Below are 23,364 nucleotides of genomic sequence, written 5' to 3' on the forward strand. Positions count from 1 at the left end.
CCAAGGGCGCGCGCTCAGCGCCGCAGCGTCGCCGGCGCCAGCGGATTGTCGGCGACGACGCGCGGGTCGGGCGTGTCGACCACCGGCAGCCCCATGAAGGCGTCGAACAGCCGGCGGATCACCGCCGGCTCGACGTCGCGCACGATCATCACGAGACGTGTGCGCCGGTCCTCGTCCGGCCAGGCGGGAAGCTGGCTCGGCGGGTGCAGCACATGCTGGACGCCGTGCAGCACGAGCGGATGCTCGGGATCCTCGGCGAGCTTCACGATGCCCTTGAGCCGCAGCAGCTTGGGGCCATGGGTGCCGCGCACCAGCTCCAGGAACATGTCGATGGCGGCGGCCGAGACCGGCGCCTCCGTCGCCACGGTGAAGGCGCGGATGCGGTCGTCATGGCGGTTCTCGTCGTGCCCGCTCCCGTCATGGGCATGGCCGCGCGCGGCCTCTTCCGCCGCCGCCACCGCCTCGTCGGCGAGCCAGCGCGAGACGTCGGGGATCTTGGTCGCGGGATCGTACAGCCCGGCGCCGAACAGCGCCGCCGGCGTCGCCTCGCCGCGCGCGGCGTCGAGCACCGGCGCGCCGGGCGCCAGCCGGACGAGGCGCCGGCGCAACGCGGCGAGGTTCGCCTCGCGCTCGGGCGTGTCGACCAGATCGGTCTTGGTCAGCACGATGCGGTCGGAGATGGCGGCCTGGCGGACGGATTCGGCATGCTCGTCGAGCGTGCCGGCGCCGTTCACCGCATCGACCACGGTCACCACGCCGTCGAGCCGGAAGCGCAGCACCAGATAGGGGTGCATCATCAGCACGTGCAGGATCGGCGCGGGATCGGCGAGGCCGGTGGTCTCGATGACGATCCGGCGGAACGGCGGAATGGCGCCGTTGTCCATGCGCCGCAGCAACTGCTCCAGCCCTTCCACCAGATCGCCGCGAATGGTGCAGCACAGGCAGCCGGAGGCGAGCAGCACGGTGGCGTCGTCGAAATGCTGGACCAGCAGATGGTCGAGGCCGATCTCGCCGAACTCGTTGATCAGCACGGCGGTGTCGGCCAGCTCGGGCCGCTGCAGCAGGGCGTTCAGCAGCGTCGTCTTGCCGGCACCGAGAAAGCCGGTGAGCAGCGTGACCGGAATGGGCTCCGGCGGGAGACGGGTCTCCTCGCTCATGGTCGATATCCTGTGCGGGCGCGGCGCCCGCGCGCCGACGAGGGAAGGCCGCGGCGCCCGGGAGGCACTATTGCGGCGGCGGAGGAACGACCGGATAGGTAGGCGCGGGAGCCGGCTTCGGCAACGGCTTGGGCGAAGGTTTCGGCGCCGCCTGCGCGGTCGAGGGCTTTGGCTTGGGGGCGGGCTTGGGCTTCGGCGCGGCGACGGGATCGTTCGGGTCGATGACCGCCGTCGTGGGCCCCTTCTTGTTCGCCGGCTTCTTCGCGGTGGTGGGCTTCTTCTTCACCGGCGGCGGCGGATAGGCGGCGGCGAGCGCCTCGGCGCTCGGCACCGGGCCGACCCAGACCTCGACCGGCGGCATGGAGGGCGGCAGCTTCTGCAGCAGGCTGGCGCCGGTGACGTTGTCGCCGAGATCGCTCATGCCGGCGGCGACGTAGCCGGTGGGAGCGGGACCGCTGTCGTCGTCGGCCTCGGAGGCGGTGTTCTTGCGCTTGCCGCCGCACACCTGCGCGCGCAGATCGGCCGGCGCGCCGCCCTCGTTGCGCAGCGTTTCGACCGTCGGCGCCATCGAGCCGAAGATGTTCCAGGACTGCTGGAAGCCGCGCTCCAGCAGCAGCGCCGCCTGCTCGGTGCGCGCCTTGCCGGAATCGGTGCCGAGCACGACCACCAGCAGATGGCGGTCGCCGCGCGTGGCGCTGGCGACGAGGTTGAAGCCGGAGGCGCAGATGAAGCCGGTCTTCATGCCGTCGGCGCCGGGATAGCGGTCGATCAGCTTGTTGTAGCTGCGGATGACGGCCGGGCCGAGCTTGATCGCCGGGATGCGGAACAGGTCGGCCTGCTCGGGGAAGTTCAGGAAGATGGCGCGGGCGAGGATGGCGAGGTCGCGCGCGGTGGAGACCTGGTCGGGATCGGGCAGGCCGTTCGGGTTGGCGTAGTGCGTGCCGGTCATGCCGAGCTCGCGCGCGGTGGCGTTCATCTCGGCGACGAAGGCCGGCAGGTTGCCGCCGACGCCTTCCGCCAGCACGACGGCCATGTCGTTGGCCGACTTCACCAGCATCATCTTGAGCGCGTTGTCGACGGTGACCTGGGTGCCGGCCTTGAAGCCCATCTTGGAGGGCTTCTGCGCCGTCGCATTGTCCGTCACGGTGATGAGCGTCTCCGGCGTGAGCCGGCCCGCGCGCAGCGCCTTGAAGGTGACATAGGCGGTCATCAGCTTGGTGATGGAGGCCGGGTACCAGGGCTTGGTCGCGTCTTCCGCCAGCAGCACCTTGCCGGTCTGCACCTCGATGACGAGCGCCGGCGTAGCATGCGCCGCGGCGGGCGCCAGAAGGCCGGCGCCAAGGAGGCCGGCCACCAGCCAGGCGAGGCATTTGCGGGGGCGGAAGAGGGGAAGGTTCGACACGCTTCGAGTATCCGTTTCCAGCGTGGGCCTGCGATGAGCAGGCTCATCGCCTCCTGCATAACCCGATCCATGCGGCGGCGCAAAAGACAAAGCCACGCCGGCGCGTTCACAGGAGCGCCATCCGCCGCGAAGGGGAAGGCGCATGCCGGTGCGGCGCGCGGGCGTTTTCCACTACAAGCGCGTCATGGAAGTGGATTTATGATCGCTGCATGACTGATTCGATTCGCCGCCTGCATGCCGCCGTGGTCGCGACGCGGAAGGGAGACAATCCTTCCCCGCGCACCGAGCGGCTGTTCCGCAAAGGGCGGGCGGTCATGGCCAAGAAGGTCGCCGAGGAGGCGGTCGAGGTGGCGCTCGACGGCGTGATCGGCGACAAGGCGGCGACGGTGCGCGAGAGCGCCGACCTCATCTACAACCTCGTCGTGCTGTGGGCCGAGCTCGGCATCGCGCCGGAGGACGTGTGGGCCGAGATGCGCCGGCGCGAGAAGCTGCTCGGCATGGCCGAGAAGATGCCCAAGCGCCGGGCGTCGGGCGGCAAGGACAGGTATCCGGCCGACTATTCCGGTGCGCCGGCGCCGCTGCTATGGGACGTCGTCGAGGGCGCGGGCGAGCCGGCGCGCCTCGACCGCCGCCGGCGTTCGTAAGGCGCGGGCGTCCTTATCTCCGCCGTTTCCCCACCCTTCCAGCCTTCGGCAGGATGTCATGCTGCGCCGTCTCTACCAATGGGTGATCGACCTCGCCGAGCGGCCTTCCGCGCCCTGGGCGCTGGCCGGCGTCTCCTTCGCCGAAAGCTCGTTCTTCCCGGTGCCGCCGGACGTGATGCTGGTGCCGATGTGCCTCGCCCGGCCCAGCCTCGCCTGGTGGTATGCCGCTATCTGCACGCTCGCCTCGGTGGTGGGCGGGCTGGCCGGCTACGCCATCGGGGCGCTGCTCTATGAATCGGTCGGGCAGTTCCTGATCCAGCTCTATGGCTACGGCGCCAAGGTCGATGCGTTCACGCAGGCCTATCAGCGCTACGGCCACTGGATCATCCTGATCAAGGGCCTGACGCCGATCCCCTACAAGGTGGTGACGATCACCTCGGGCTTCGCCCATTACAGCCTGTTCTGGTTCGTCGTGCTCTCAGCGATCACCCGCGGCCTGCGCTTCTTCATGGTGGCGGGGCTGCTCTACTGGATCGGCCCCTCGGCGCGCGACTTCATCGAGCGGCGGCTCGGCCTGGTGACGGCGGTGTTCGCCGTGGTGCTGGTCGGCGGCTTCATCGCGGCGCTGTATCTGTTCTGACGTTTCCCGGACAAGCTGCACGAGGTGCAGCACCGATCCGGGATCCAGGGGGAACTCGGCGAAGCCACTGAATCTGTTTCCGAAGCGCCTGCGGCGGAGTCTTGCGCTGGATCCCGGCTCGGCGCTCCGCCTGCGGCGTCGCTGGGCCGGGACACGGATGCCCCTCAGTGGCGCCCGCCGCCGCCGTCAAGCCGGGCCTCCAGCAGCGTCTTGGCCAGCAGGGTGACAATGGCGAGCAAAGCGAGCAGCGAGGCGACGGCGAAGGACGCCTGGAACTGGTACTCGTTGTAGAGGATCTCGACCTGCAGCGGGATGGTGTTGGTCTCGCCGCGCACATGGCCCGACACCACCGACACCGCGCCGAACTCGCCCATGGCGCGGGCGTTGCAGAGCAGCACGCCGTAGAGCAGCGCCCATTTGATGTTGGGCAGGGTGATGCGGGAGAAGACGCGCCAGCCGCCGGCGCCCAGCGTGACCGCCGCCTCTTCCTCGGCCGTGCCCTGTTCCTGCATCAGCGGGATCAGTTCGCGGGCGACGAAGGGGAAGGTGACGAAGATGGTGGCGAGCGTGATGCCGGGCCAGGAGAAGATGATCTTCCAGCCATGGTCGATCAGCCACGGGCCGAAAATGCCCTGCGCGCCGAACAGCAGCACGAAGACGAGGCCGGCGACCACCGGCGACACCGAGAAGGGCAGGTCGACGAGGGTGATGAGGAAGCTCTTGCCGCGAAACTCGAACTTGGTGATGGCCCAGGCCATGACGAGGCCCATCGCCGTGTTGGCGCCCACCGACAGCGCCGTGACCAGCAAGGTGAGCCGCACCGCCGCCAGCGCGTCCGGCTCGACGAGGGCGGCGAAATAGGCCTGCCAGCCCTTCACGAAGGCCTGCGCGAAGACGTTGACCAGCGGCACTACGATGAACAGGCCGATGAAGCCGACCGCCAGGGCGACGATGATCCACTTCACGATGGCGGGCTCGTCGCGCACGGGCACGGCGCGCACGGGAGCGGCACGGCCAGGCGCGGCACGCACGGGCGCGGCACTCATGCGAGCCTCCCGGTGCGGCTCTGCGACCAGCGCTGCAGGCCGTTGATCACGAACAGCAGCAGGAAGGCGGCGACCAGCATGGTCGCGGCGATGGTGGTGGCGTCGGCGTAGCGGAACTCCTCCAGCCGGATGACGATCAGCAGCGGGGCGATCTCCGACACGTTCGGCAGGTTGCCGGCGATGAAGATCACCGAGCCGTATTCGCCGACCGCGCGGGCGAAGGCGAGGGCGAAGCCGGTGAGGAAGGCGGGCAGCACGGCGGGCAGCACGATGCGGCGGATCGTCGTCCAGCGCCCGGCCCCTAACGTCGCGGCGGCCTCCTCCAGCTCGTGGTCGAGATCCTCCAGCACCGGCTGCACCGTGCGCACCACGAAGGGCAGGCCGATGAAGATGAGCGCGACGAGGATGCCCAGCGGGGTGAAGGCGACCCTGATGCCGAGGGGAGCCAGCAGGCTGCCGATCCAGCCATTCTCGGCATAGAGCGTGGTGAGCGCGATGCCGGCGACGGCGGTCGGCAGGGCGAAGGGGATGTCGATCAGCGCGTCGAGCACCCGCCGGCCGGGGAATTCGTAGCGCACCAGCGCCCAGACGATGACGGCGCCGACGACCAGATTGACCGCGGCGGCCACCAGCGACAGGCCGAAGGAAATCTTCAGCGCGTTCAGCGTGCGCGACGCCGTGAGAATGGCGACGATGCGCTCGAGCGGCAGCTCGGCGGTCTTGAGGAACAGCGCCGCCAGCGGGATGAGCACGACCAGCGACAGCCAGAGCAGGGTCAGGCCGAGCGTCAGGCCGAAGCCGGGGACGACGCTGCGCGCGCGCCGCGCCGGCATCGGCGGCAGGGCTCCCGCCAGGGTGGTTCGGTCCAGCGTCGTCTCGCTCAAGGCTCGGCTCCCGGCGGCGTCATGTCATGGCGGATGCCGGGCCTGCGGACAGGCCCGGCATCCCGGTCAGGAAGACCGATTGGCGATTGGCAGGCAAGTCGTCAGTTCGCGTAGATCTGGTCGAATACGCCGCCGTCGGAGAAGTGGGTCTTCTGCGCCTTGCGCCAGCCGCCGAAGGCCGGGTCGTCGATGGTCACGAGGTCGACCTTCGGGAAGACCTTCTCATATTCCCGGGCGATCTCGGGATCGCGCGGGCGGTAGAAATTCTCGGCGGCGAGCTTCTGGCCCTGCTTGCTGTAGAGCAGCTTGAGATAGGCCTGCGCCACGTCCCGCGTGCCCTTGCGGTCGACATTCCTGTCGACGACGGCGACCGGCGGCTCGGCGAGGATGGAGAGCGAGGGGACGACGATGTCGAACTTGTCGTCGCCCAGTTCCTTCTTCGACAGGAACGCCTCGTTCTCCCAGGCCAGCAGCACGTCGCCGACGCCGCGCTCGGTGAAGGTCACGGTCGAGCCGCGCGCGCCGGTGTCGAGCACGGGAACGTGCTTGAAGAGCTCGCCGACGAAGGCTTTCGCCTTGTCCTGCGAGCCGTATGTCTTCAGCGCGTAAGCCCAGGCGGCGAGGTAGTTCCAGCGGGCGCCGCCGGAGGTCTTCGGGTTCGGCGTGATGACCTGCACGCCCGGCTTCACGAGGTCGTCCCAGTCCTTGATGGACTTGGGATTGCCCTTGCGCACCAGGAAGACGATGGTCGAGGTGTAAGGCGAGGAATTGTCCGGCAGGCGCGTCTGCCAGTCCTGGGCGAGGAAGCCCTTGTCGGCGATGGCGTCGATGTCATAGGCGAGCGCCAGGGTGACGACGTCGGCGTCGAGGCCGTCGATCACCGAGCGGGCCTGCTTGCCCGAGCCGCCATGCGAGGCCTTCACCTCGACGCTCTTGCCGGTCTCGGCCTTGTAGCTGTCGGCGAAGAGCTTGTTGAACTGCTGGTAGAGCTCGCGCGTCGGGTCGTAGGACACGTTGAGCAGGGTGACGTCGGCGGCGCGGGCGGCCGGCGCGACGGCGAGCGGCGCGGCGAGGGCGGCGACGAGCGCGGCCGCGATCGCAGGCTTGAAAGTGAACGACATGTGGGCTTCTCCGCGGCAGCGCTCCCGGCGCCGATGAAGGACGTGGAGCAGAGAGTTTCACGCCGGAATGACGGGGTCAATATAAAAACTACAGAATTAATAGGAAATAGATCTTGGCCGGCTCGGACGGGCACCTGCGGGGCCGCCCTCATGATGCCCGGCCTGCGCCGGCCCCCGACCCGTCATCCCGGAGCACGATCCGGGATCGTTCGCCGTCGCCGAGCACGGGGCGCGCGCGATCCCGGCTCTCGCATCCGCTCGGCCGGGATGACGGGGGGATGGCGGGGAGTCTCGCGGCGGGGCGGCCCTTATCGGCGTGGGCGCGGCCTCGCCCGGCGGCGCGGGGCTGGGTCCCCGGGGCAGGCCCGGGGATGGGGGGCAGTCTCAGCGCTCGACCGTGTCGAGCAGCGTGTGGATGCCGCACTCGGTCTTGGCCTTGCCGCGCCAGCGGCCGGCACGGGCGTCCTCGTCCGCCGCCGCGCGGCTGGTGCAAGGTATGCAGCCGACGGAGGCGAAGCCCTTCGCCATCAGCGGGTGGTCGGGAAGGCCGAACCGCTTGTGCGCGGCCTCGACCGCGGCGCGGTCGAGATTGGCGAGCGGGTTGAACTTGAGCCGCGCGCCGTCGCGTTCCACCACAGGGATGGCGGCGCGCAGCCCGCCCTGATAGCGCTTGCGCCCGTTCAGCCAGCCGCCGAAGCCGGAAAGCGCGCGGGCGAGCGGCTCGACCTTGCGGATGCGGCAGCAGGCATCGGGGTCGGAGAACCAGAGGTCGCGGTCGCTGTCGAGCGCGGCCAGCCGTTCCGGGTCGGGCGGGATCGAGCGCACGTCGGTGAGGCCGAGCTGCGCGGTGAGCTGGTCGCGATAGGCGAGCGTCTCCTCGAACAGCCAGCCGGTGTCGAGGAAGACGACCGGGAGGGAGCGGTCGACCTCGGCCATGAAGGCGAGCAGCACGGCCGATTCGGTGCCGAAGGAGGAGACCAGGCACAGCCTGCCCGGCCCCACGGCGCGGGCGGCGGCCGCGATGATCTCCTGCGGCCCGGCCTGCGCCAGCGCGCAGGCGAGCCCCCCCACATCGTCCGTGCAGGGCGTGGCGGGAGAGAAATCGGTGTCGGCGCGCTGGGCCATGCTCATTGGCGGGTTTCCTAGATCGTCCGGCCCAGGCGCTGGCGCAGCAGGCTGGGGCGCTCGTCCGTCGCGGGCTGATAGAAGACGGTGTAACGGTGCACCGCCTCGCCGAAGGCGTCGGCGTCGGCCACCTTCACCGCCTCGATCTGGTCGAAGCCGGAGCGTTCCATCAGCAGGAACTGGTCGCGCAGCACGTTGCCGATGGCGCGCAGCGGCCCGTGCCAGCCGAGCCGCTCGCGCAGCAGCCGCGCCTGGCTGTAGGCGCGCCCGTCGCGGAAGCTCGGGAAATTGAGCGCGATCAGCGAGAGCTGGCCGAGATAGGGCTCGATCTCGGCGATCGGACGGTTGTTCGGCCAGATCACGCCGATCGGGGCCTGCCGGCCCTTCAGCGCCTCGGCTTCGCGCAGGAAGCGGTCGATGCCGACGAGCGCCGCCGCGCCTTCGGGCAGCGCCTCGTCGTCGCCGACGCGGACGAAGCGGTCCTCGATGATGCTTCCATTCTCAATGAGCGGCATAGACGCGCTCCTTGAAGGGCTCGACGCCGAGCCGGGCGACGGTGTCGATGAAGAGTTCCTGCGGGCCGGCGCGCAATTCCATATAGGTATCCACGACATCCTCGATCAGGCCGGGGACCTGCTCGTAGGACACGGCTGGTCCGAGCAGGGTGCCGAGCTGGGCATGCTCGTCGGCGCGCCCGCCGAGCGTGATCTGGTAGAATTCCTGGCCGTTCTTCTCGACGCCGAGAATGCCGATATGGCCGACATGGTGGTGGCCGCAGGCATTGATGCAGCCGGAGATGTTGATGTGCAGCCGGCCGATGCCGCGGGCACGGTCGAGGTCGGCGAAGCGCTTGGCGATCTCCTGCGCGACCGGGATGGCGCGGGCATTGGCCAGCGCGCAATAGTCGAGGCCCGGGCAGGCGATGATGTCGTTGACGAGGTTGACGTTGGGCGTCGCCAGCCCGGCCGCGTCGAGCCGGCGCCAGAGTTCCGGCAGGTCCCGCTGGGCGACGGTGGGCAGGCAGAGATTCTGCTCATGACCGACGCGGATCTCGCGGAAGCCGTACGCGTCGGCGAGATCGGCGACCACGTCCATCTGGTCCGCCGTCGCGTCGCCGGGAGGGGCGCCGACCGGCTTCAGCGAGATGGTGACGATGGAATAGCCCGGCATCTTATGCCGGTGCACGGAGTTGCGGTACCAGGTGGCGAAGCGCGGGTTGCCCAGCGCCTCGACGAGTTCGGCCGGCTCGTCCTCCCGCGCCTGATAGGCGGGGTAGATGAAGCGGCCGCGGATCTCCTCGATCATCTCGTCGGTGAGGTGCAGCGCGCCCTCGCGGATCGCCGCCCATTCGGCCTCGACCGCCTTGGAGAATTCCTCGGCGCCGATCTCGTGCACCAGGATCTTGATGCGCGCCTTGTAGATGTTGTCGCGGCGCCCGTACTGATTGTACACGCGCATGATCGCCTCGATGTAGCTCAGCAGCTCGCGCACCGGCAGGAAGGGGCGGATCGACTTGCCGACGAAGGGCGTGCGCCCGAGGCCGCCGCCGACCAGCACCTCGAAGCCGAGCTCCCCACGATCGTTGCGGTGCAGGCGCAGGCCGACATCGTGTACCTTGGTGGCGGCGCGGTCGTGGGCGGCCGCGGTGATGGCGATCTTGAACTTGCGCGGCAGGTAGGTGAATTCAGGGTGCAGGGTCGAGTACTGGCGCAGGATCTCCGCCCAGATGCGCGGGTCGTCGCATTCCTCCGGCGTCGCCCCGGCCCACTGGTCGGTGGTGACGTTGCGGATGCAGTTGCCGGAGGTCTGGATGCCGTGGACGCCGACCTCGGCGAGCGCGGCCATCGCCTCGGGCAGTTCCTCGAGCTTGATCCAGTTGAACTGGATGTTCTGGCGGGTGGTGAAATGACCGTAGCCGCGATCATAGGTGCGCGCGACATGCGCCATGCGCCGCAGCTGATCGGAATTGAGCGTGCCATAGGGGATGGCGACGCGCAGCATATAGGCATGGAGCTGGAGATAGACGCCGTTCATCAGCCGCAGCGGCTTGAACTCGTCCTCGGTCAGCGCGCCCGAGAGGCGGCGCCCGACCTGGTCGCGGAACTCGGCGACACGTTCGGCCAGAAAGGCGCGGTCGAATTCGTCATAGGCATACATGGTCGTGATCGGCCTTGTGCGTCGTCCAATTCAATGGGGCAGTTCGAAGGTCGGGCCGTCGACGCGGATGCGTTCGCGCAGATTGCCCGGCTTCACCGAACCGTCCGTTTCCACCACCACCGGCGCGACATAGGAACCGACGGCGTCGGTGTCGCGCTTGCCGGCTTCCGCCAGCAGGGCGATCGCGGCGTCGGCGGTGGTCACGATCGCCGCGTCGGAGAGGTCGATCGACCAGTCGCCGCGCCGCGTGCGCCATACGACCGCGCCATCAGTCAGCCGGTTGGCGGTGACGGCGACGGGGCCGTTGACCTTCAATTTCTGCTGCTGGGGCGCTGCCATGACCGCTTAAATTCCTGTTGACGGATGGGGTAGGTCTGCATAACACCAATTTAGAACGTGCAAAAGAAATAAATGCACGTAAATTACGTGTAATTAGCTCCGGCGATGACCGGAGCGCAATCGGATATCTCACCAATGTCCACTGCCGATGACCGGCTCGACGAGCTTGAGGCCCAGAGCATCTATATTTTCCGCGAGGCCTTCGCGCGGATGAAGCGCATGGCGCTGCTCTGGTCGCTCGGCAAGGATTCGAACGTGATGATCTGGCTGGCGAGGAAGGCGTTCCTCGGCCATGTGCCGTTCCCCGTGCTTCACGTCGATACCGGCAAGAAATTCAAGGAAATGTACGCTTTCCGCGACCATTACTCGGGAGAGTGGGGGCTCGATCTGCGCGTCGACCCGTGCCCGCCGCTGGAGCAGATGGACCCGACGCTGCCGCCGGCCACCCGCTCGGCGGCGCGCAAGACGGAAGGGCTGAAGCTGGCGCTGGAGAAGTATGGCTTCGACGCGCTGGTCGCCGGCATCCGCCGCGACGAGGAGGCGACCCGCGCCAAGGAGCGCGTCTTCTCCCCGCGCGGGCTGGAGGGCGACTGGAACGTGCGCGAGCAGCCGCCGGAATTCTGGGATCACTTCAACGCGACCCTGCCGCAGGGCGCCCATCTGCGCGTGCATCCGATCCTGCATTGGACCGAGCTCGACATCTGGGCCTACACCAAGCGCGAGAATATTCCCGTCATTCCGCTGTACTTCTCGAAGGACGGCAAGCGCTACCGCTCGCTCGGCGACGAGGACATCACCTTCCCGGTGGCGTCGGAGGCGTCGACCATCGACGAGATCCTGGTGGAGCTGGCGACGACCAAGGTGCCCGAGCGTTCCGGCCGCGCCATGGACCATGAAGCCGAGGATTCGTTCGAGCGGCTTCGCGTCGCCGGTTATCTGTGAGGTCGGTCATGTCGCTCAACGTCACGCCTCTTCCCGCCGCCGCCGCCCCCGACGTCGCCGCCGCCGACCGGCAGTTGGTGCGCATCGTCATCGTCGGCCATGTCGACCACGGCAAGTCGACGCTGATCGGCCGCCTGCTGCACGAGACCGGCGGCATCCCCGCGCAGAAGCTCGAACAGCTCAAGGCGATGTCGGCCCGGCGCGGCATGCCCTTCGAATGGTCGTTCCTGCTCGACAGCCTGCAGGCCGAGCGCGACCAGGGCATTACCATCGACACCAGCCAGATCCGCTTCCAGACGCCCTCGCGCGACATCATCCTGATCGACGCGCCCGGCCATGCGGAATTCCTGCGCAACATGATCACCGGCGCGGCGCAGGCCGACGCGGCGTTCCTGCTGATCGACGCCGCCGAGGGCGTGCGCGACCAGACGCGCCGGCACGGCTACCTGCTGCACCTGCTCGGGGTGAAGCAGGTGGCGGTGGTGGTGAACAAGATGGACCGGGTGGATTTCGCCGAAGGCGTCTTCCGCGCCATCGAGGCGGAGATTTCCGCCTATCTCGCCGATCTCGGCGTCCGCGCCAGCGTGGTGATCCCGATCTCCGCCCGCGAGGGCGACGGCGTTTCCCGGCACGGCGCGCGTACGCCCTGGTATGCCGGGCCGACCGTGCTGGAGGCGCTCGATAGCTTTGAGCCGGCCCGCGCGCCCGGCGACCTGTCGCTGCGCCTGCCGGTGCAGGCGGTCTACAAGTTCGACGACCGGCGCATCGTGGCGGGCCGGATCGAGACCGGCAGCCTGAAGCTGGGCGATGAGATCGTCTTCCAGCCCTCCGGCAAGACCGCGCTGGTGAAGACCATCGAAAGCTGGCCGGCGCCCGCGGCCGGGCAGGAGCTGACCGCGCTGAAGGCCGGCGCGTCGGCGGCGATCACGCTCGACCGCGAGATCTTCGTCGAGCGCGGCGAGATCGTCTCGACCCCGGCCTCGCGCCCGCACGCGGCGCGGCGCCTGCGGGTGCGCCTGTTCTGGCTCGCCGACGAGGTGCTGGAGACCGGGACGCAGGTGATCGTCCGGCTCGCGACGTCGGAGGTGCGGGCGAGCGTCGGCAAGGTGCATGAGGTGATCGACCCCGGCCATCTGTCGACTTCCGAGTCGCAGGGCATCGGCCGCAACCAGGTCGGCGAGGTCGATCTGGTGCTGTCGCGCCCGATCGCCGCCGACCCGCACGGGCTGAACCCGCGCACCGGGCGCATCGCGCTGGAGCTCGGCGGGCGTATCGCCGGCGGCGGGCTCGTCGTCTCGGTGCTCGACAACGAGGTGGAGCGGTCGGCGACGGCGCGCAACATCACGCCGGTCTCCTCGGCGATGTCGAGCGAGGAGCGCATCGGCCGCTTCGGCCATGACGGCGCGGTGGTGTGGCTGACCGGGCTTTCCGGCTCGGGCAAGTCGACGCTGGCGCGGGCGCTGGAGCGGCGGCTGTTCCATCGCGGCGGCATGGCGACGCTGCTCGACGGCGACACGCTGCGCGCCGGGCTGAACAGCGATCTCGGCTTCTCCGAGGAGGACCGCGCGGAGAACAACCGCCGGCTCGCGGAAGTGGCGAACTTCCTGAAGAATCTCGGCCATATCGTGCTGGTGGCGGCGGTGTCGCCCTCGGCGGCGGCGCGCGGACGGGTGCGCGACATCGTCGGCGACCACTTCTTCGAGGTCCATGTCGCGACCCCGCTCGAGGTGTGCGAGGCGCGCGACCCCAAGGGGCTCTACGCCAAGGCGCGGGCCGGCGAGATCCGCGGCTTCACCGGCATCGACGCGCCCTATGAGGCGCCGGCGGCGCCGGAGCTGGTGCTCGAGAACGACAAGCTCGACCCCGCCGCCGGCGTGGATCGGCTGGAGGCGATGCTGGCCCAGGCCGGCGTGTTCCGCCGTCCCGATTCGGCGGTGGTGGACGGCGCGGGGCTGTAGCCTCAAGGCGTCATCCCGGCCGAAGGCGAAGCCGTAGAGCCGGGATCGTTCTCCAATGTTTGCGCGATCCAGGATCGGCCCCTGCGGGCCGTCCGGGATGACGTCCTACCCGTTCACGCCCAGATGGCGATCGGCAGGCCGTGCGCGTCGCGCTCGGGCGGGGAGGGGAAGCTCTCCGCCGCGTGGCGGGCGATGCGGCCCGCCGTCCAGGCGGCGGCGCAGGCGTCGATGAGGTCGTCCTGACCCACGCGCAGCTCGTGCGCCCTGAAGGGCGAGAGCAGGTCCGGCGGAAAGCCGGCGGCCTCCAGCAGCCGGCGGCGCAGCTCCAGGCCCGGCGGGAAGGGGGCGTTCTTCGCCTTCTTCGGCTCGGGCAAGGCCGTGCCGCCGTTCATCGCCCAGAAGCTCACCTCCGGATGGCATTCGAAGACGCGCGCCTGCAGGGCCGGGGTCTCGCGCAGCCAGCGGTCGATCTCGATGATCCTGGGGAACAGCGCGAAGCCCTGCCTGGCCACTGCGCGCGGCGGCGTGGAGGTGGCGCGGGCACGCGCGCAGGCGTGGCGGTAGCGCTCGGCTTCCGGCACGGTTGCGTCCTCGCCGGCATAGACCGCCGCGCGCGAGGGCATGGAGAACACGCTGGACTGCCGTCTGCCCAGGCGAGGGCGCACCAGCCGTTCCGGCGGGCGGCCCTTCGCCTCGACGTGGTCGGGCAGGCCGATCGGCATGTCGACGGCGACGATGTCCGGGGCGAGGGGGCGGGCGAACAGTTCGGCGAGGGCCTTGATGCGGGTGGCGTGCGCCGTGCCGTCCGGCTCGACGATCACCGCCACCCAGCCGCCTTCGCCGTTGCGACGGTCCTTGCAGCCGTCCACCCCGGCGACCCGCATGGCGCGTTCCCTTTCCCGCTCTCGTTATGTCGAGCGTATCAGCCGCTTTCGTCCCGGACGAGGCTGCCGGCCGCCGTCATCCCGGCCGAGCGGAGCGGGTGCCGTGATCGCCCATCGCTTTTGCGCCCCTGTCGGACGATCCCGGATCGGCCTGCGGCCGTCCGGGATGACGAGCTCCATGGGGCACGGCGCCGCCAATGGGATGACGGTGACGCGCGGACGGCTGGTGGCGCTCAGATGATGTTCAGCTCGGCGTGCGGGCGGCCGGCGAGGATGCGCTCATAGCCGAACACGTCGAGATCGAGCGAAACGGAACGCCCGTGCACGATCCATTCGGCGATGGCGCGCCCGGCGGCGGGGGCCTGCTGCAGGCCATGGCCGGAGAAGCCGTTCATGAAATAGAAGTTCGCCACTTCCGGGTGCGGGCCGATGACGGCGTTGTGGTCGAGCAGGTTCATCTCGTAATGCCCGGCCCAGGCGCGCACGACCTTCAATTCCTCCATCGCCGGGATGCGGTGGGCGAGGTTCGGCCAGATGCCTTCCTCGAACACCGACCAGTCGACCTCGAAATCGCCGTCGGCGTCCGGGTCGCTGTCCTCCGGCGGCGGGGCGCCGCAGATCTGGTAGGTGCCCTCGGGGCGGATATAGAAGCCGGAGGGGTCGACCAGCAGCGGCAGCTTCGGCAACGGCGTGCGGCAATGCACGACGAAGACGCAGCGCTTTTTCCCCTCCACCGGCAGGGCGATGCCGGCCATGCCGGCGACCCGCCCGGCGCGCGGGCCGGCGGCGTTGACCAGCGCGCCGCAGCCCAGCGTGCGCCCGTCCGCCAGCGTGGCGCCGGTGATGCGGTCGCCCTCGCGGGTGATGCCGACCACCTCGCCATTGATGAAATGCGCGCCCTGCGCCTTCGCCGCGCCGCGCAGGCAGGCGAGGAAGGCATGGGCGTCGAACCAGCCCTCGCCGGAGCGGCCATAGGCGCCGGCGGCGAGATCCTCGACGTTCAGCCAGGGAAAGGTGGCGGCGAGCTGCGCCGGGTCGAGCAGGGCGATGTCGGCGCCCTCGGCCTGCTGCACGCGGTGATTGGCTTCAAGGATCGGCAGGCCCGCCGCGCTGGCGAGGATGAGGTAGCCGCCCTCGTGCCAGGCGAGATCGGTCTCCGGCCCGAAGCGGTCCCTGGCGCTCCTGAGGAACTCCAGCCCGAACAGCGACATGCGGATGTTCTCGGGGATCGAGAATTGCTGGCGCAGCGAGGCCGCCGACAGCGTGGTCGAGGAGTGCGCGAAGCTGGTGTCGCGCTCGACGACGCCGACGCGGCCGCGAAACGCCGGATCGAGGGTGAGGAAATAGGCCGCCGCCGCGCCCATGATCGCCCCGCCGACGATGAGCACATCGAAATTCTCGTCCATGGTCTCTACCCACGCTGAAACACGGGCCGAACGCGTCCGGCGTCCGATTGGCAGCCCGCCATCCAGCGGGATAGGCTCATCGCCTGTTCCTGCCAATTAGCCGAGCGAATCATGTCCACAATCGTCCGACCGCGCCGCAGCGTGCTGTTCATGCCGGGCTCGAACGCCCGCGCGCTGGAAAAGGCGCGGACGCTGCCCGCCGACGCCATCGTCATGGACCTGGAGGACGCGGTGGCGCCCGACGCCAAGGGCGAGGCGCGCGCCCGGGTCGCCACGGTGCTGGACGAGGGCGGCTTCGGCCCACGCGAGGTGGTGGTGCGCACCAACGCCATCGACACGCCGTGGTTCGAGGAGGACATCGGCATGGTTGCCCGCCTGAGCGCGCAGGGGGCGGGGCCCGACGCGGTGCTGCTGCCCAAGGTCAGCGACCCGGAGACGCTGCTGATGGCCGGGCGGCGGCTCGACGCGCTCGGCGCGGCGCCCTCGCTGCGGGTCTGGGCGATGATCGAGACGCCGATGGCGGTGCTGCGCGCGCTCGACATCGCGCTGGCCTCGCGCGATCCGGCGACGCGGCTGGCCGTGCTGGTGCTCGGCACCAACGACCTTTCCAAGGAGACCGGGGCCCGCATCGTGCCCGGCCGGGCGCCGATGGCGAGCTGGCTCTCCCATTGCGTGCTGGCGGCGCGGGCGGGCGGCGTCGAGGTGCTGGACGCGGTGTGGAACGCCTTCCGCGACTTGGAGGGCTTTGCGCGCGAGTGCGCGCAGGCGGCCGACCTCGGCTTCGACGGCAAGACGCTGATCCATCCGAGCCAGATCGCGCCGTGCAACGCCGCCTTCTCGCCGCCGCCGGCGGAGGTCGAGGAGGCGCGCGCGCTGATCGCGCTGTTCGACCGGCCGGAGAATGCCGGCAGTGGTGTGGTGCAGATCGAGGGGCGTATGGTCGAGCGCATGCATGCCGACATCGCCCGCCGGACCGTGGCGCTGGCCGACGCGATCGCGGCGCGCGGCTAGCTGTCATCCCGGACGTGCCGCAGGCGCGAGTCGGGATCGGTCTTTCGCCCTCCCTGGAACGACACCGGCTCGGCGCAGCGCTTCGGCCGGGACGACGACATTGGAAGACAGGAACATTCGATGAAGCTCTATCGCTACCTGACCGGACCGGACGACCAGGCCTTCTGCAAGCGCGTCTCGGCGGCGCTCAACAAGGGCTGGCAGTTGCACGGCAACCCGACCCTGACCTTCGATCCCGCGAAGGGGCGGGTGATCTGCGGGCAGGTCGTCGTCAAGGAGGTGGAGGGCGAGTGGAACGACGAGGTGGTGCTGTCGGACCACTGACGGGCCCGGGAAACCCTGCGTTTCAGGGCGCCGGGAGGGCGCGGAAAGCGCCCCGGAAGCGTGCCGGCGGGCCGTTCCGGGGGGCGCCGCGGGCCCCGTCGCGCAGGGCCGGCGGGAGGGGAGCGACAAAGCCTCCGCAGGGCTCCCGATCGCGTCCGGAAATTGGGTCAGGAATGCTAACCAACTGATAGGTCAGCCTTTCTTCTCGATCGGGCCCGGCTTATCAACAGTGTCGTGAGCCTGTCATTTTTCTGAAGAATCCCGTTGACACGGCCCGGCGGCTCCCCCTATAAAGCGCCCATCGACGCGGCGCCACCGCAACGGCGGGTTTGGCGCTCCTCTGCAGCATCCCACGAATGTGGCGGTTGCGACGGTCGGCTTCAAGCCGGGCGGCAGGTGTCGATGTCCCTAAGGGTGTGAGCCCTATAGGGTGAGGGGCTTCGGTCCCGGGGTTTCGACCCCAAGCTGTTTGACAGGTTAATAGGAAGAAAGAGAAACGTGGACGGCGGAGTCCTTGCGAGCCACCGGATCGGGCAACTGGTCTGGCGGCGGATGAGACTTCGGCGGTCTTACGTTCTCGGAACCGCGTTATCCCGCGAGGGATGCGTGTTGTTCCAACCTCGTCAAGAGGTTTGAGCGTAGCGACAGAAAAGCCGATCAAATTATCTCATTCAACTTGAGAGTTTGATCCTGGCTCAGAACGAACGCTGGCGGCAGGCTTAACACATGCAAGTCGAACGCACCGCAAGGTGAGTGGCAGACGGGTGAGTAACACGTGGGGATCTGCCCAATGGTACGGAATAATTCCGGGAAACTGGGACTAATACCGTATGAGCCCGCAAGGGGAAAGATTTATCGCCATTGGATGAACCCGCGTCGGATTAGCTAGTTGGTGTGGTAAAGGCGCACCAAGGCGACGATCCGTAGCTGGTCTGAGAGGATGATCAGCCACACTGGGACTGAGACACGGCCCAGACTCCTACGGGAGGCAGCAGTGGGGAATATTGGACAATGGGCGCAAGCCTGATCCAGCCATGCCGCGTGAGTGATGAAGGCCTTAGGGTTGTAAAGCTCTTTCGCCGACGAAGATAATGACGGTAGTCGGAGAAGAAGCCCCGGCTAACTTCGTGCCAGCAGCCGCGGTAATACGAAGGGGGCTAGCGTTGTTCGGAATCACTGGGCGTAAAGCGCACGTAGGCGGATATTTAAGTCAGGGGTGAAAGCCTGGAGCTCAACTCCAGAACTGCCCTTGATACTGGGTATCTCGAGTCCGGAAGAGGTAAGTGGAACTGCGAGTGTAGAGGTGAAATTCGTAGATATTCGCAAGAACACCAGTGGCGAAGGCGGCTTACTGGTCCGGTACTGACGCTGAGGTGCGAAAGCGTGGGGAGCAAACAGGATTAGATACCCTGGTAGTCCACGCCGTAAACGATGGAGGCTAGCCGTTGGTGAGCATGCTCATCAGTGGCGCAGCTAACGCATTAAGCCTCCCGCCTGGGGAGTACGGTCGCAAGATTAAAACTCAAAGGAATTGACGGGGGCCCGCACAAGCGGTGGAGCATGTGGTTTAATTCGAAGCAACGCGCAGAACCTTACCAGCCTTTGACATGTCTCGGAAGTGGATCAGAGATGGACCACGCTCTTCGGAGCCGGGAACACAGGTGCTGCATGGCTGTCGTCAGCTCGTGTCGTGAGATGTTGGGTTAAGTCCCGCAACGAGCGCAACCTTCGCCCTTAGTTGCCATCATTAAGTTGGGCACTCTAGGGGGACTGCCGGTGATAAGCCGCGAGGAAGGTGAAGATGACGTCAAGTCCTCATGGCCCTTACGGGCTGGGCTACACACGTGCTACAATGGCGGTGACAGTGGGAAGCGAACTCGCGAGGGTAAGCAAATCTCCAAAAGCCGTCTCAGTTCGGATTGCACTCTGCAACTCGAGTGCATGAAGTTGGAATCGCTAGTAATCGTGGATCAGCACGCCACGGTGAATACGTTCCCGGGCCTTGTACACACCGCCCGTCACACCATGGGAGTTGGTTTTACCCGAAGGCGCTGCGCTAACCCGCAAGGGAGGCAGGCGACCACGGTAGGGTCAGCGACTGGGGTGAAGTCGTAACAAGGTAGCCGTAGGGGAACCTGCGGCTGGATCACCTCCTTTCTAAGGATGTTCCTTCAGTACGCCCGGGGTTTTCGGATCCCGGTACGACTATCGGAACTCTTAGATACAAGCTCACAGTCAGTGAGCATTATGCGGGACACCGCCGTCTTCGTTTCTCTTTCTTCATGGACGAGCCCAGGCCACTGGGTTGAGGCACGGATGTGCCTTGGCCGGACTGATGGCTAGGGGCTTGTAGCTCAGTTGGTTAGAGCGCGCGCTTGATAAGCGTGAGGTCGGAGGTTCAAGTCCTCCCAGGCCCACCACTTCATCAAACGACGCGTGCCGACGCGAGCTGCAGTCTTCCGGGGCCATAGCTCAGTTGGGAGAGCGCGTGCTTTGCAAGCATGAGGTCGTCGGTTCGATCCCGTCTGGCTCCACCATTACTTCGGTGATGGGTGTCGAGCGCGGGATCTCTCGTCCATGAAAACCTGAATTCGTTCGGTCCTCCTGGAGGATCGGCGTGTTGTCTGACATCGTGAAGAAGCATTCATTCGACCAGGCGCGCAAGCGCGGGTCGACATCTCGGGCCCTCGGGCGCGGGATGAACGGCCGACGGGAGCGTGACCGCACCGTCGTCGAATGACATGCGAAGCAAGCTGGTCTTTAGAAAGTACTTCGATATCGTGAGATGGGTCTCTCAAAACCATCTCGCCCCCGCCCGTCACGCGTTGGGTTGCACACCCGGCGCGATCCGCACGGGCGTTTGTTCCTTGGGGTGGATATCGAAGATGAGAACGATCAAGTGTCTTAAGGGCATTCGGTGGATGCCTTGGTGCTGAGAGGCGATGAAGGACGTGGTACGCTGCGATAAGTCACGGGGAGCTGCGAACAGGCTTTGATCCGTGAATTTCCGAATGGGGAAACCCACCTTCGATGACTGGAACTCTGAGGTCTGACCTCGGGGTGACCCGAGCCGTCAGGCTTTGGAATTCCAGTTATCACATGAAGGTATCAAATCCTGAATACATAGGGGTTTGAAGCGAACCCGGGGAACTGAAACATCTAAGTACCCGGAGGAAAGGACATCAACAGAGACTCCGTTAGTAGTGGCGAGCGAACGCGGACCAGGCCAGTGGTGAATGTGCGACAAGTGGAACCGGTCAGGAAAGCCGGGCCTTAGTGGGTGATAGCCCCGTACACGTAATGCAATCATTCATCCTTGAGTAAGGCGGGACACGTGAAATCCTGTCTGAACATGGGGGGACCACCCTCCAAGCCTAAGTACTCCTCAGCGACCGATAGCGAACAAGTACCGTGAGGGAAAGGTGAAAAGCACCCCGACAAGGGGAGTGAAACAGTTCCTGAAACCGGATGCCTACAAACAGTAGGAGCCCAAGGTTCGTCCTGGGTGACTGCGTACCTTTTGTATAATGGGTCAGCGACTTAGTCTGGCGAGCAAGCTTAAACCGATAGGTGTAGGCGCAGCGAAAGCGAGTCTGAACAGGGCGTTCAGTTCGTCGGATTAGACCCGAAGCCGAGTGATCTAGCCATGAGCAGGTTGAAGGTGCGGTAACACGCACTGGAGGACCGAACCGGTGCCCGTTGAAAAGGTCTCGGATGACTTGTGGCTAGGGGTGAAAGGCCAATCAAACTCGGAAATAGCTGGTTCTCCGCGAAAACTATTTAGGTAGTGCCTCGCGTGAATACTCCAGGGGGTAGAGCACTGGATGGGCTAGGGGGATTTACCATCTTACCAAACCTAACCAAACTCCGAATACCTGGAAGTACTGCGCGGGAGACAGACGGCGGGTGCTAACGTCCGTCGTCGAGAGGGAAACAACCCTGACCTACAGCTAAGGCCCCCAAGTCGTGGCTAAGTGTGAAAGGATGTGAGAGTCCGAAAACAACCAGGAGGTTGGCTTAGAAGCAGCCATCCTTTAAAGAAAGCGTAACAGCTCACTGGTCTAGGATTCTTGCGCCGAAAATGTAACGGGGCTCAAGCCACGCGCCGAAGCTTAGGGTTTGCCTTCGGGCAAGCGGTAGCGGAGCGTTCCGTAAGCCTGCGAAGGAGGACCCGTGAGGGCCTCTGGAGGTATCGGAAGTGCGAATGCTGACATGAGTAACGACAAACAGTGTGAGAGACACTGTCGCCGAAAGTCCAAGGGTTCCTGCGTAAAGCTAATCTGCGCAGGGTTAGCCGGCCCCTAAGGCGAGGCCGAAAGGCGTAGTCGATGGGAATCAGGTGAATATTCCTGAGCCTGTGGGTAGTGACGAATCCCGTGTGTTGTCAGACGAATTGGTTCTGTTCTGGCTTCGAAGGGGTTCCAGGAAATAGCTCCCACATTACAGACCGTACCCGAAACCGACACAGGTGGACTGGTAGAGTATACCAAGGCGCTTGAGAGAACTATGCTGAAGGAACTCGGCAATTTACCTCCGTAACTTCGGGATAAGGAGGCCTTCCGTTTGGGCAACCAGGCGGGAGGGGCACAGACCAGGGGGTGGCAACTGTTTAGCAAAAACACAGGGCTCTGCGAAATCGCAAGATGACGTATAGGGTCTGACGCCTGCCCGGTGCCGGAAGGTTAAGAGGAGAGGTGCAAGCTTTGAATCGAAGCCCCGGTAAACGGCGGCCGTAACTATAACGGTCCTAAGGTAGCGAAATTCCTTGTCGGGTAAGTTCCGACCTGCACGAATGGCGTAATGACTTCCCCGCTGTCTCCAGCATAGACTCAGTGAAATTGAATTCCCCGTGAAGATGCGGGGTTCCTGCGGTCAGACGGAAAGACCCCGTGCACCTTTACTGCAACTTTGCACTGGCATTCGTGTCGGTATGTGTAGGATAGGTGGTAGACTTTGAAGCGAGGGCGCCAGCTCTCGTGGAGTCACCCTTGAAATACCACCCTTATAGATATGGATGTCTAACCGCGGTCCGTTATCCGGATCCGGGACATTGCATGGTGGGCAGTTTGACTGGGGCGGTCGCCTCCCAAAGAGTAACGGAGGCGCGCGATGGTGGGCTCAGACCGGTCGGAAATCGGTCGTCGAGTGCAATGGCATAAGCCCGCCTGACTGCGAGACTGACAAGTCGAGCAGAGACGAAAGTCGGCCATAGTGATCCGGTGGTCCCACGTGGACGGGCCATCGCTCAACGAATAAAAGGTACGCCGGGGATAACAGGCTGATGATGCCCAAGAGTCCATATCGACGGCATCGTTTGGCACCTCGATGTCGGCTCATCACATCCTGGGGCTGGAGCAGGTCCCAAGGGTTCGGCTGTTCGCCGATTAAAGTGGTACGTGAGCTGGGTTCAGAACGTCGTGAGACAGTTCGGTCCCTATCTGCCGTGGGTGTAGGAATATTGAGAGGATTTGTCCCTAGTACGAGAGGACCGGGATGAACGTACCTCTGGTGGAGCTGTTGTGGCGCCAGCCGCAGTGCAGCGTAGCTATGTACGGACGGGATAACCGCTGAAAGCATCTAAGCGGGAAACCCACCTCAAAACGAGTATTCCCTCGAGAACCGTGGAAGACGACCACGTTGATAGGCCGGGTGTGTAAGTGCAGTAATGCATTGAGCTTACCGGTACTAATCGTTCGATTGGCTTGATCGTTCTCATCCTCGATATCCACTCACCATAGTGGATCGAACCTAAGACCGCTTGCTTCGCAAAAATTGCTGTCCTTTGCCGGCCTGGTGGCCATTGCGAGGAGCCTGAACCCGATCCCATCCCGAACTCGGCCGTTAAACTCCTCAGCGCCGATGGTACTATGTCTCAAGACCTGGGAGAGTAGGTCGCTGCCAGGCCTGCAAAGAACAGCAAGCGCTTCGTCACGAAAACAACCCAAAACGCCGCCCGGGACTAATCCCCCGGGCGGCGTTTTGCGTTCAACAACACAGAGCCACGCCAGCCGAAAACAGCCGACGTGCCAACGGCCGAGGGCCGCAGCGGCAGGGCCGAGGGCCGAGTGGCAGAGCGGCGGAGCGGTGCAGGGGGCCTGTCACAAATCGCAGCCCACTCGCGACGCGCTGGCGCCGAACGACCCGTCATTCACGCGCTGAATATGTTGCCGGCTATCTTCCCAAGTCATCGCAACTCCGCCCCCGATTCGCCTCGCCTCGCCTCGCCTTGCCTTGCCTCGCCTTGCCGGCTTGGCGAATCCGGGAAGGGGCGGGTCCGGAGGCGGTCTGCGCCTTGGTCGGCTCTGCGCGTTCGCCGTGCCGCCG

At 66.2% G+C, this 23,364-nt stretch carries 17 protein-coding genes, 2 tRNA genes and 3 rRNA genes; 11 read left to right on the forward strand and 11 right to left on the reverse strand.

Annotation, left to right across the window (positions count from 1 at the left end):
* Positions 1–14 precede the first annotated feature (14 nt).
* Together AC1PZ7_RS05675 and AC1PZ7_RS05680 are read right to left on the reverse strand one after the other, a co-directional pair.
* Positions 15–1,157, reverse strand: a complete 1,143-nt coding sequence (locus AC1PZ7_RS05675) for a CobW family GTP-binding protein (protein ID WP_482358534.1) — start codon at positions 1,155–1,157, stop codon at positions 15–17.
* Between the two features lie 67 nt (positions 1,158–1,224).
* Complete coding sequence (locus AC1PZ7_RS05680; protein WP_482358535.1) at positions 1,225–2,559, reverse strand: D-alanyl-D-alanine carboxypeptidase family protein; 1,335 nt, start codon at positions 2,557–2,559, stop codon at positions 1,225–1,227.
* Between the two features lie 209 nt (positions 2,560–2,768).
* On the opposite strand from AC1PZ7_RS05680, the gene hisE reads away from it, so the two are divergent.
* Positions 2,769–3,203 carry a phosphoribosyl-ATP diphosphatase gene (gene hisE / locus AC1PZ7_RS05685; RefSeq protein ID WP_482358536.1) on the forward strand — a complete coding sequence of 145 codons (435 nt, stop codon included), beginning with the start codon at positions 2,769–2,771 and terminating at the stop codon, positions 3,201–3,203.
* 58 nt (positions 3,204–3,261) lie between these two features.
* Positions 3,262–3,843 carry a YqaA family protein gene (locus tag AC1PZ7_RS05690; protein ID WP_482358537.1) on the forward strand — a complete coding sequence of 194 codons (582 nt, stop codon included), beginning with the start codon at positions 3,262–3,264 and terminating at the stop codon, positions 3,841–3,843.
* Positions 3,844–4,007: 164 nt separating this feature from the next.
* Here the strand turns inward: AC1PZ7_RS05690 and cysW are convergent, their stop codons facing one another.
* The 7 genes from cysW to AC1PZ7_RS05725 form a co-directional block, all read right to left on the reverse strand.
* Positions 4,008–4,889 carry a sulfate ABC transporter permease subunit CysW gene (gene cysW / locus AC1PZ7_RS05695; protein ID WP_482358538.1) on the reverse strand — a complete coding sequence of 294 codons (882 nt, stop codon included), beginning with the start codon at positions 4,887–4,889 and terminating at the stop codon, positions 4,008–4,010.
* Positions 4,886–5,722 carry a sulfate ABC transporter permease subunit CysT gene (cysT, locus tag AC1PZ7_RS05700; RefSeq protein ID WP_482359575.1) on the reverse strand — a complete coding sequence of 279 codons (837 nt, stop codon included), beginning with the start codon at positions 5,720–5,722 and terminating at the stop codon, positions 4,886–4,888. Before cysT ends, cysW begins: the two co-directional genes overlap by 4 nt.
* A gap of 152 nt (positions 5,723–5,874) precedes the next feature.
* The gene (locus AC1PZ7_RS05705) at positions 5,875–6,894 is read right to left on the reverse strand and encodes a sulfate ABC transporter substrate-binding protein (protein ID WP_482358539.1); all 1,020 of its coding nucleotides are present in this window, start codon (positions 6,892–6,894) and stop codon (positions 5,875–5,877) included.
* Between the two features lie 384 nt (positions 6,895–7,278).
* The gene (locus AC1PZ7_RS05710; RefSeq protein WP_482358540.1) at positions 7,279–8,025 is read right to left on the reverse strand and encodes a phosphoadenylyl-sulfate reductase; all 747 of its coding nucleotides are present in this window, start codon (positions 8,023–8,025) and stop codon (positions 7,279–7,281) included.
* A gap of 11 nt (positions 8,026–8,036) precedes the next feature.
* The gene (locus tag AC1PZ7_RS05715; RefSeq protein WP_482358541.1) at positions 8,037–8,534 is read right to left on the reverse strand and encodes a DUF934 domain-containing protein; all 498 of its coding nucleotides are present in this window, start codon (positions 8,532–8,534) and stop codon (positions 8,037–8,039) included.
* Positions 8,521–10,176 (reverse strand): nitrite/sulfite reductase, encoded by a 1,656-nt coding sequence (locus AC1PZ7_RS05720; RefSeq protein WP_482358542.1) that lies wholly within the window; start codon positions 10,174–10,176, stop codon positions 8,521–8,523. The genes AC1PZ7_RS05715 and AC1PZ7_RS05720 overlap by 14 nt, the downstream gene beginning before the upstream one ends.
* Before the next feature lie 30 nt (positions 10,177–10,206).
* Positions 10,207–10,515 (reverse strand): DUF2849 domain-containing protein, encoded by a 309-nt coding sequence (locus AC1PZ7_RS05725; protein ID WP_482358543.1) that lies wholly within the window; start codon positions 10,513–10,515, stop codon positions 10,207–10,209.
* Positions 10,516–10,650: 135 nt separating this feature from the next.
* On the opposite strand from AC1PZ7_RS05725, the gene cysD reads away from it, so the two are divergent.
* Together cysD and cysC are read left to right on the forward strand one after the other, a co-directional pair.
* Positions 10,651–11,457 (forward strand): sulfate adenylyltransferase subunit CysD, encoded by an 807-nt coding sequence (gene cysD / locus AC1PZ7_RS05730; RefSeq protein WP_482358544.1) that lies wholly within the window; start codon positions 10,651–10,653, stop codon positions 11,455–11,457.
* An 8-nt stretch (positions 11,458–11,465) separates the two neighbouring features.
* Positions 11,466–13,415 carry an adenylyl-sulfate kinase gene (gene cysC, locus AC1PZ7_RS05735; protein ID WP_482358545.1) on the forward strand — a complete coding sequence of 650 codons (1,950 nt, stop codon included), beginning with the start codon at positions 11,466–11,468 and terminating at the stop codon, positions 13,413–13,415.
* Positions 13,416–13,528: 113 nt separating this feature from the next.
* Here cysC and AC1PZ7_RS05740 read toward each other — a convergent pair whose 3' ends face one another.
* Complete coding sequence (locus AC1PZ7_RS05740; protein WP_482358546.1) at positions 13,529–14,299, reverse strand: DUF429 domain-containing protein; 771 nt, start codon at positions 14,297–14,299, stop codon at positions 13,529–13,531.
* Positions 14,300–14,532: 233 nt separating this feature from the next.
* Positions 14,533–15,705: an NAD(P)/FAD-dependent oxidoreductase gene (locus AC1PZ7_RS05745; protein WP_482358547.1), complete on the reverse strand. Its 1,173-nt coding sequence runs from the start codon at positions 15,703–15,705 to the stop codon at positions 14,533–14,535.
* A gap of 111 nt (positions 15,706–15,816) precedes the next feature.
* On the opposite strand from AC1PZ7_RS05745, the gene AC1PZ7_RS05750 reads away from it, so the two are divergent.
* From AC1PZ7_RS05750 to rrf, 7 genes are all read left to right on the forward strand, one after another.
* Entirely contained in the window at positions 15,817–16,716 is a 900-nt protein-coding gene (locus AC1PZ7_RS05750) for an HpcH/HpaI aldolase/citrate lyase family protein (protein WP_482358548.1), read from the forward strand.
* Between the two features lie 120 nt (positions 16,717–16,836).
* Complete coding sequence (locus tag AC1PZ7_RS05755; RefSeq protein ID WP_482358549.1) at positions 16,837–17,040, forward strand: DUF1737 domain-containing protein; 204 nt, start codon at positions 16,837–16,839, stop codon at positions 17,038–17,040.
* 672 nt (positions 17,041–17,712) lie between these two features.
* Positions 17,713–19,197, forward strand: a 16S ribosomal RNA gene (locus AC1PZ7_RS05760).
* 186 nt (positions 19,198–19,383) lie between these two features.
* Positions 19,384–19,460, forward strand: a tRNA-Ile gene (locus AC1PZ7_RS05765).
* 41 nt (positions 19,461–19,501) lie between these two features.
* A tRNA-Ala gene (locus AC1PZ7_RS05770) sits at positions 19,502–19,577 on the forward strand.
* Between the two features lie 356 nt (positions 19,578–19,933).
* Positions 19,934–22,750: ribosomal RNA gene (locus AC1PZ7_RS05775) — 23S ribosomal RNA — on the forward strand.
* A 79-nt stretch (positions 22,751–22,829) separates the two neighbouring features.
* Positions 22,830–22,944, forward strand: a 5S ribosomal RNA gene (gene rrf / locus AC1PZ7_RS05780).
* Together the 16S, 23S and 5S rRNA genes with 2 tRNA genes alongside form the textbook arrangement of a ribosomal RNA operon.
* The last annotated feature ends 420 nt before the right edge of the window (positions 22,945–23,364 follow it).

This window comes from Ancylobacter sp. TW_SC_1, from assembly GCF_056836805.1.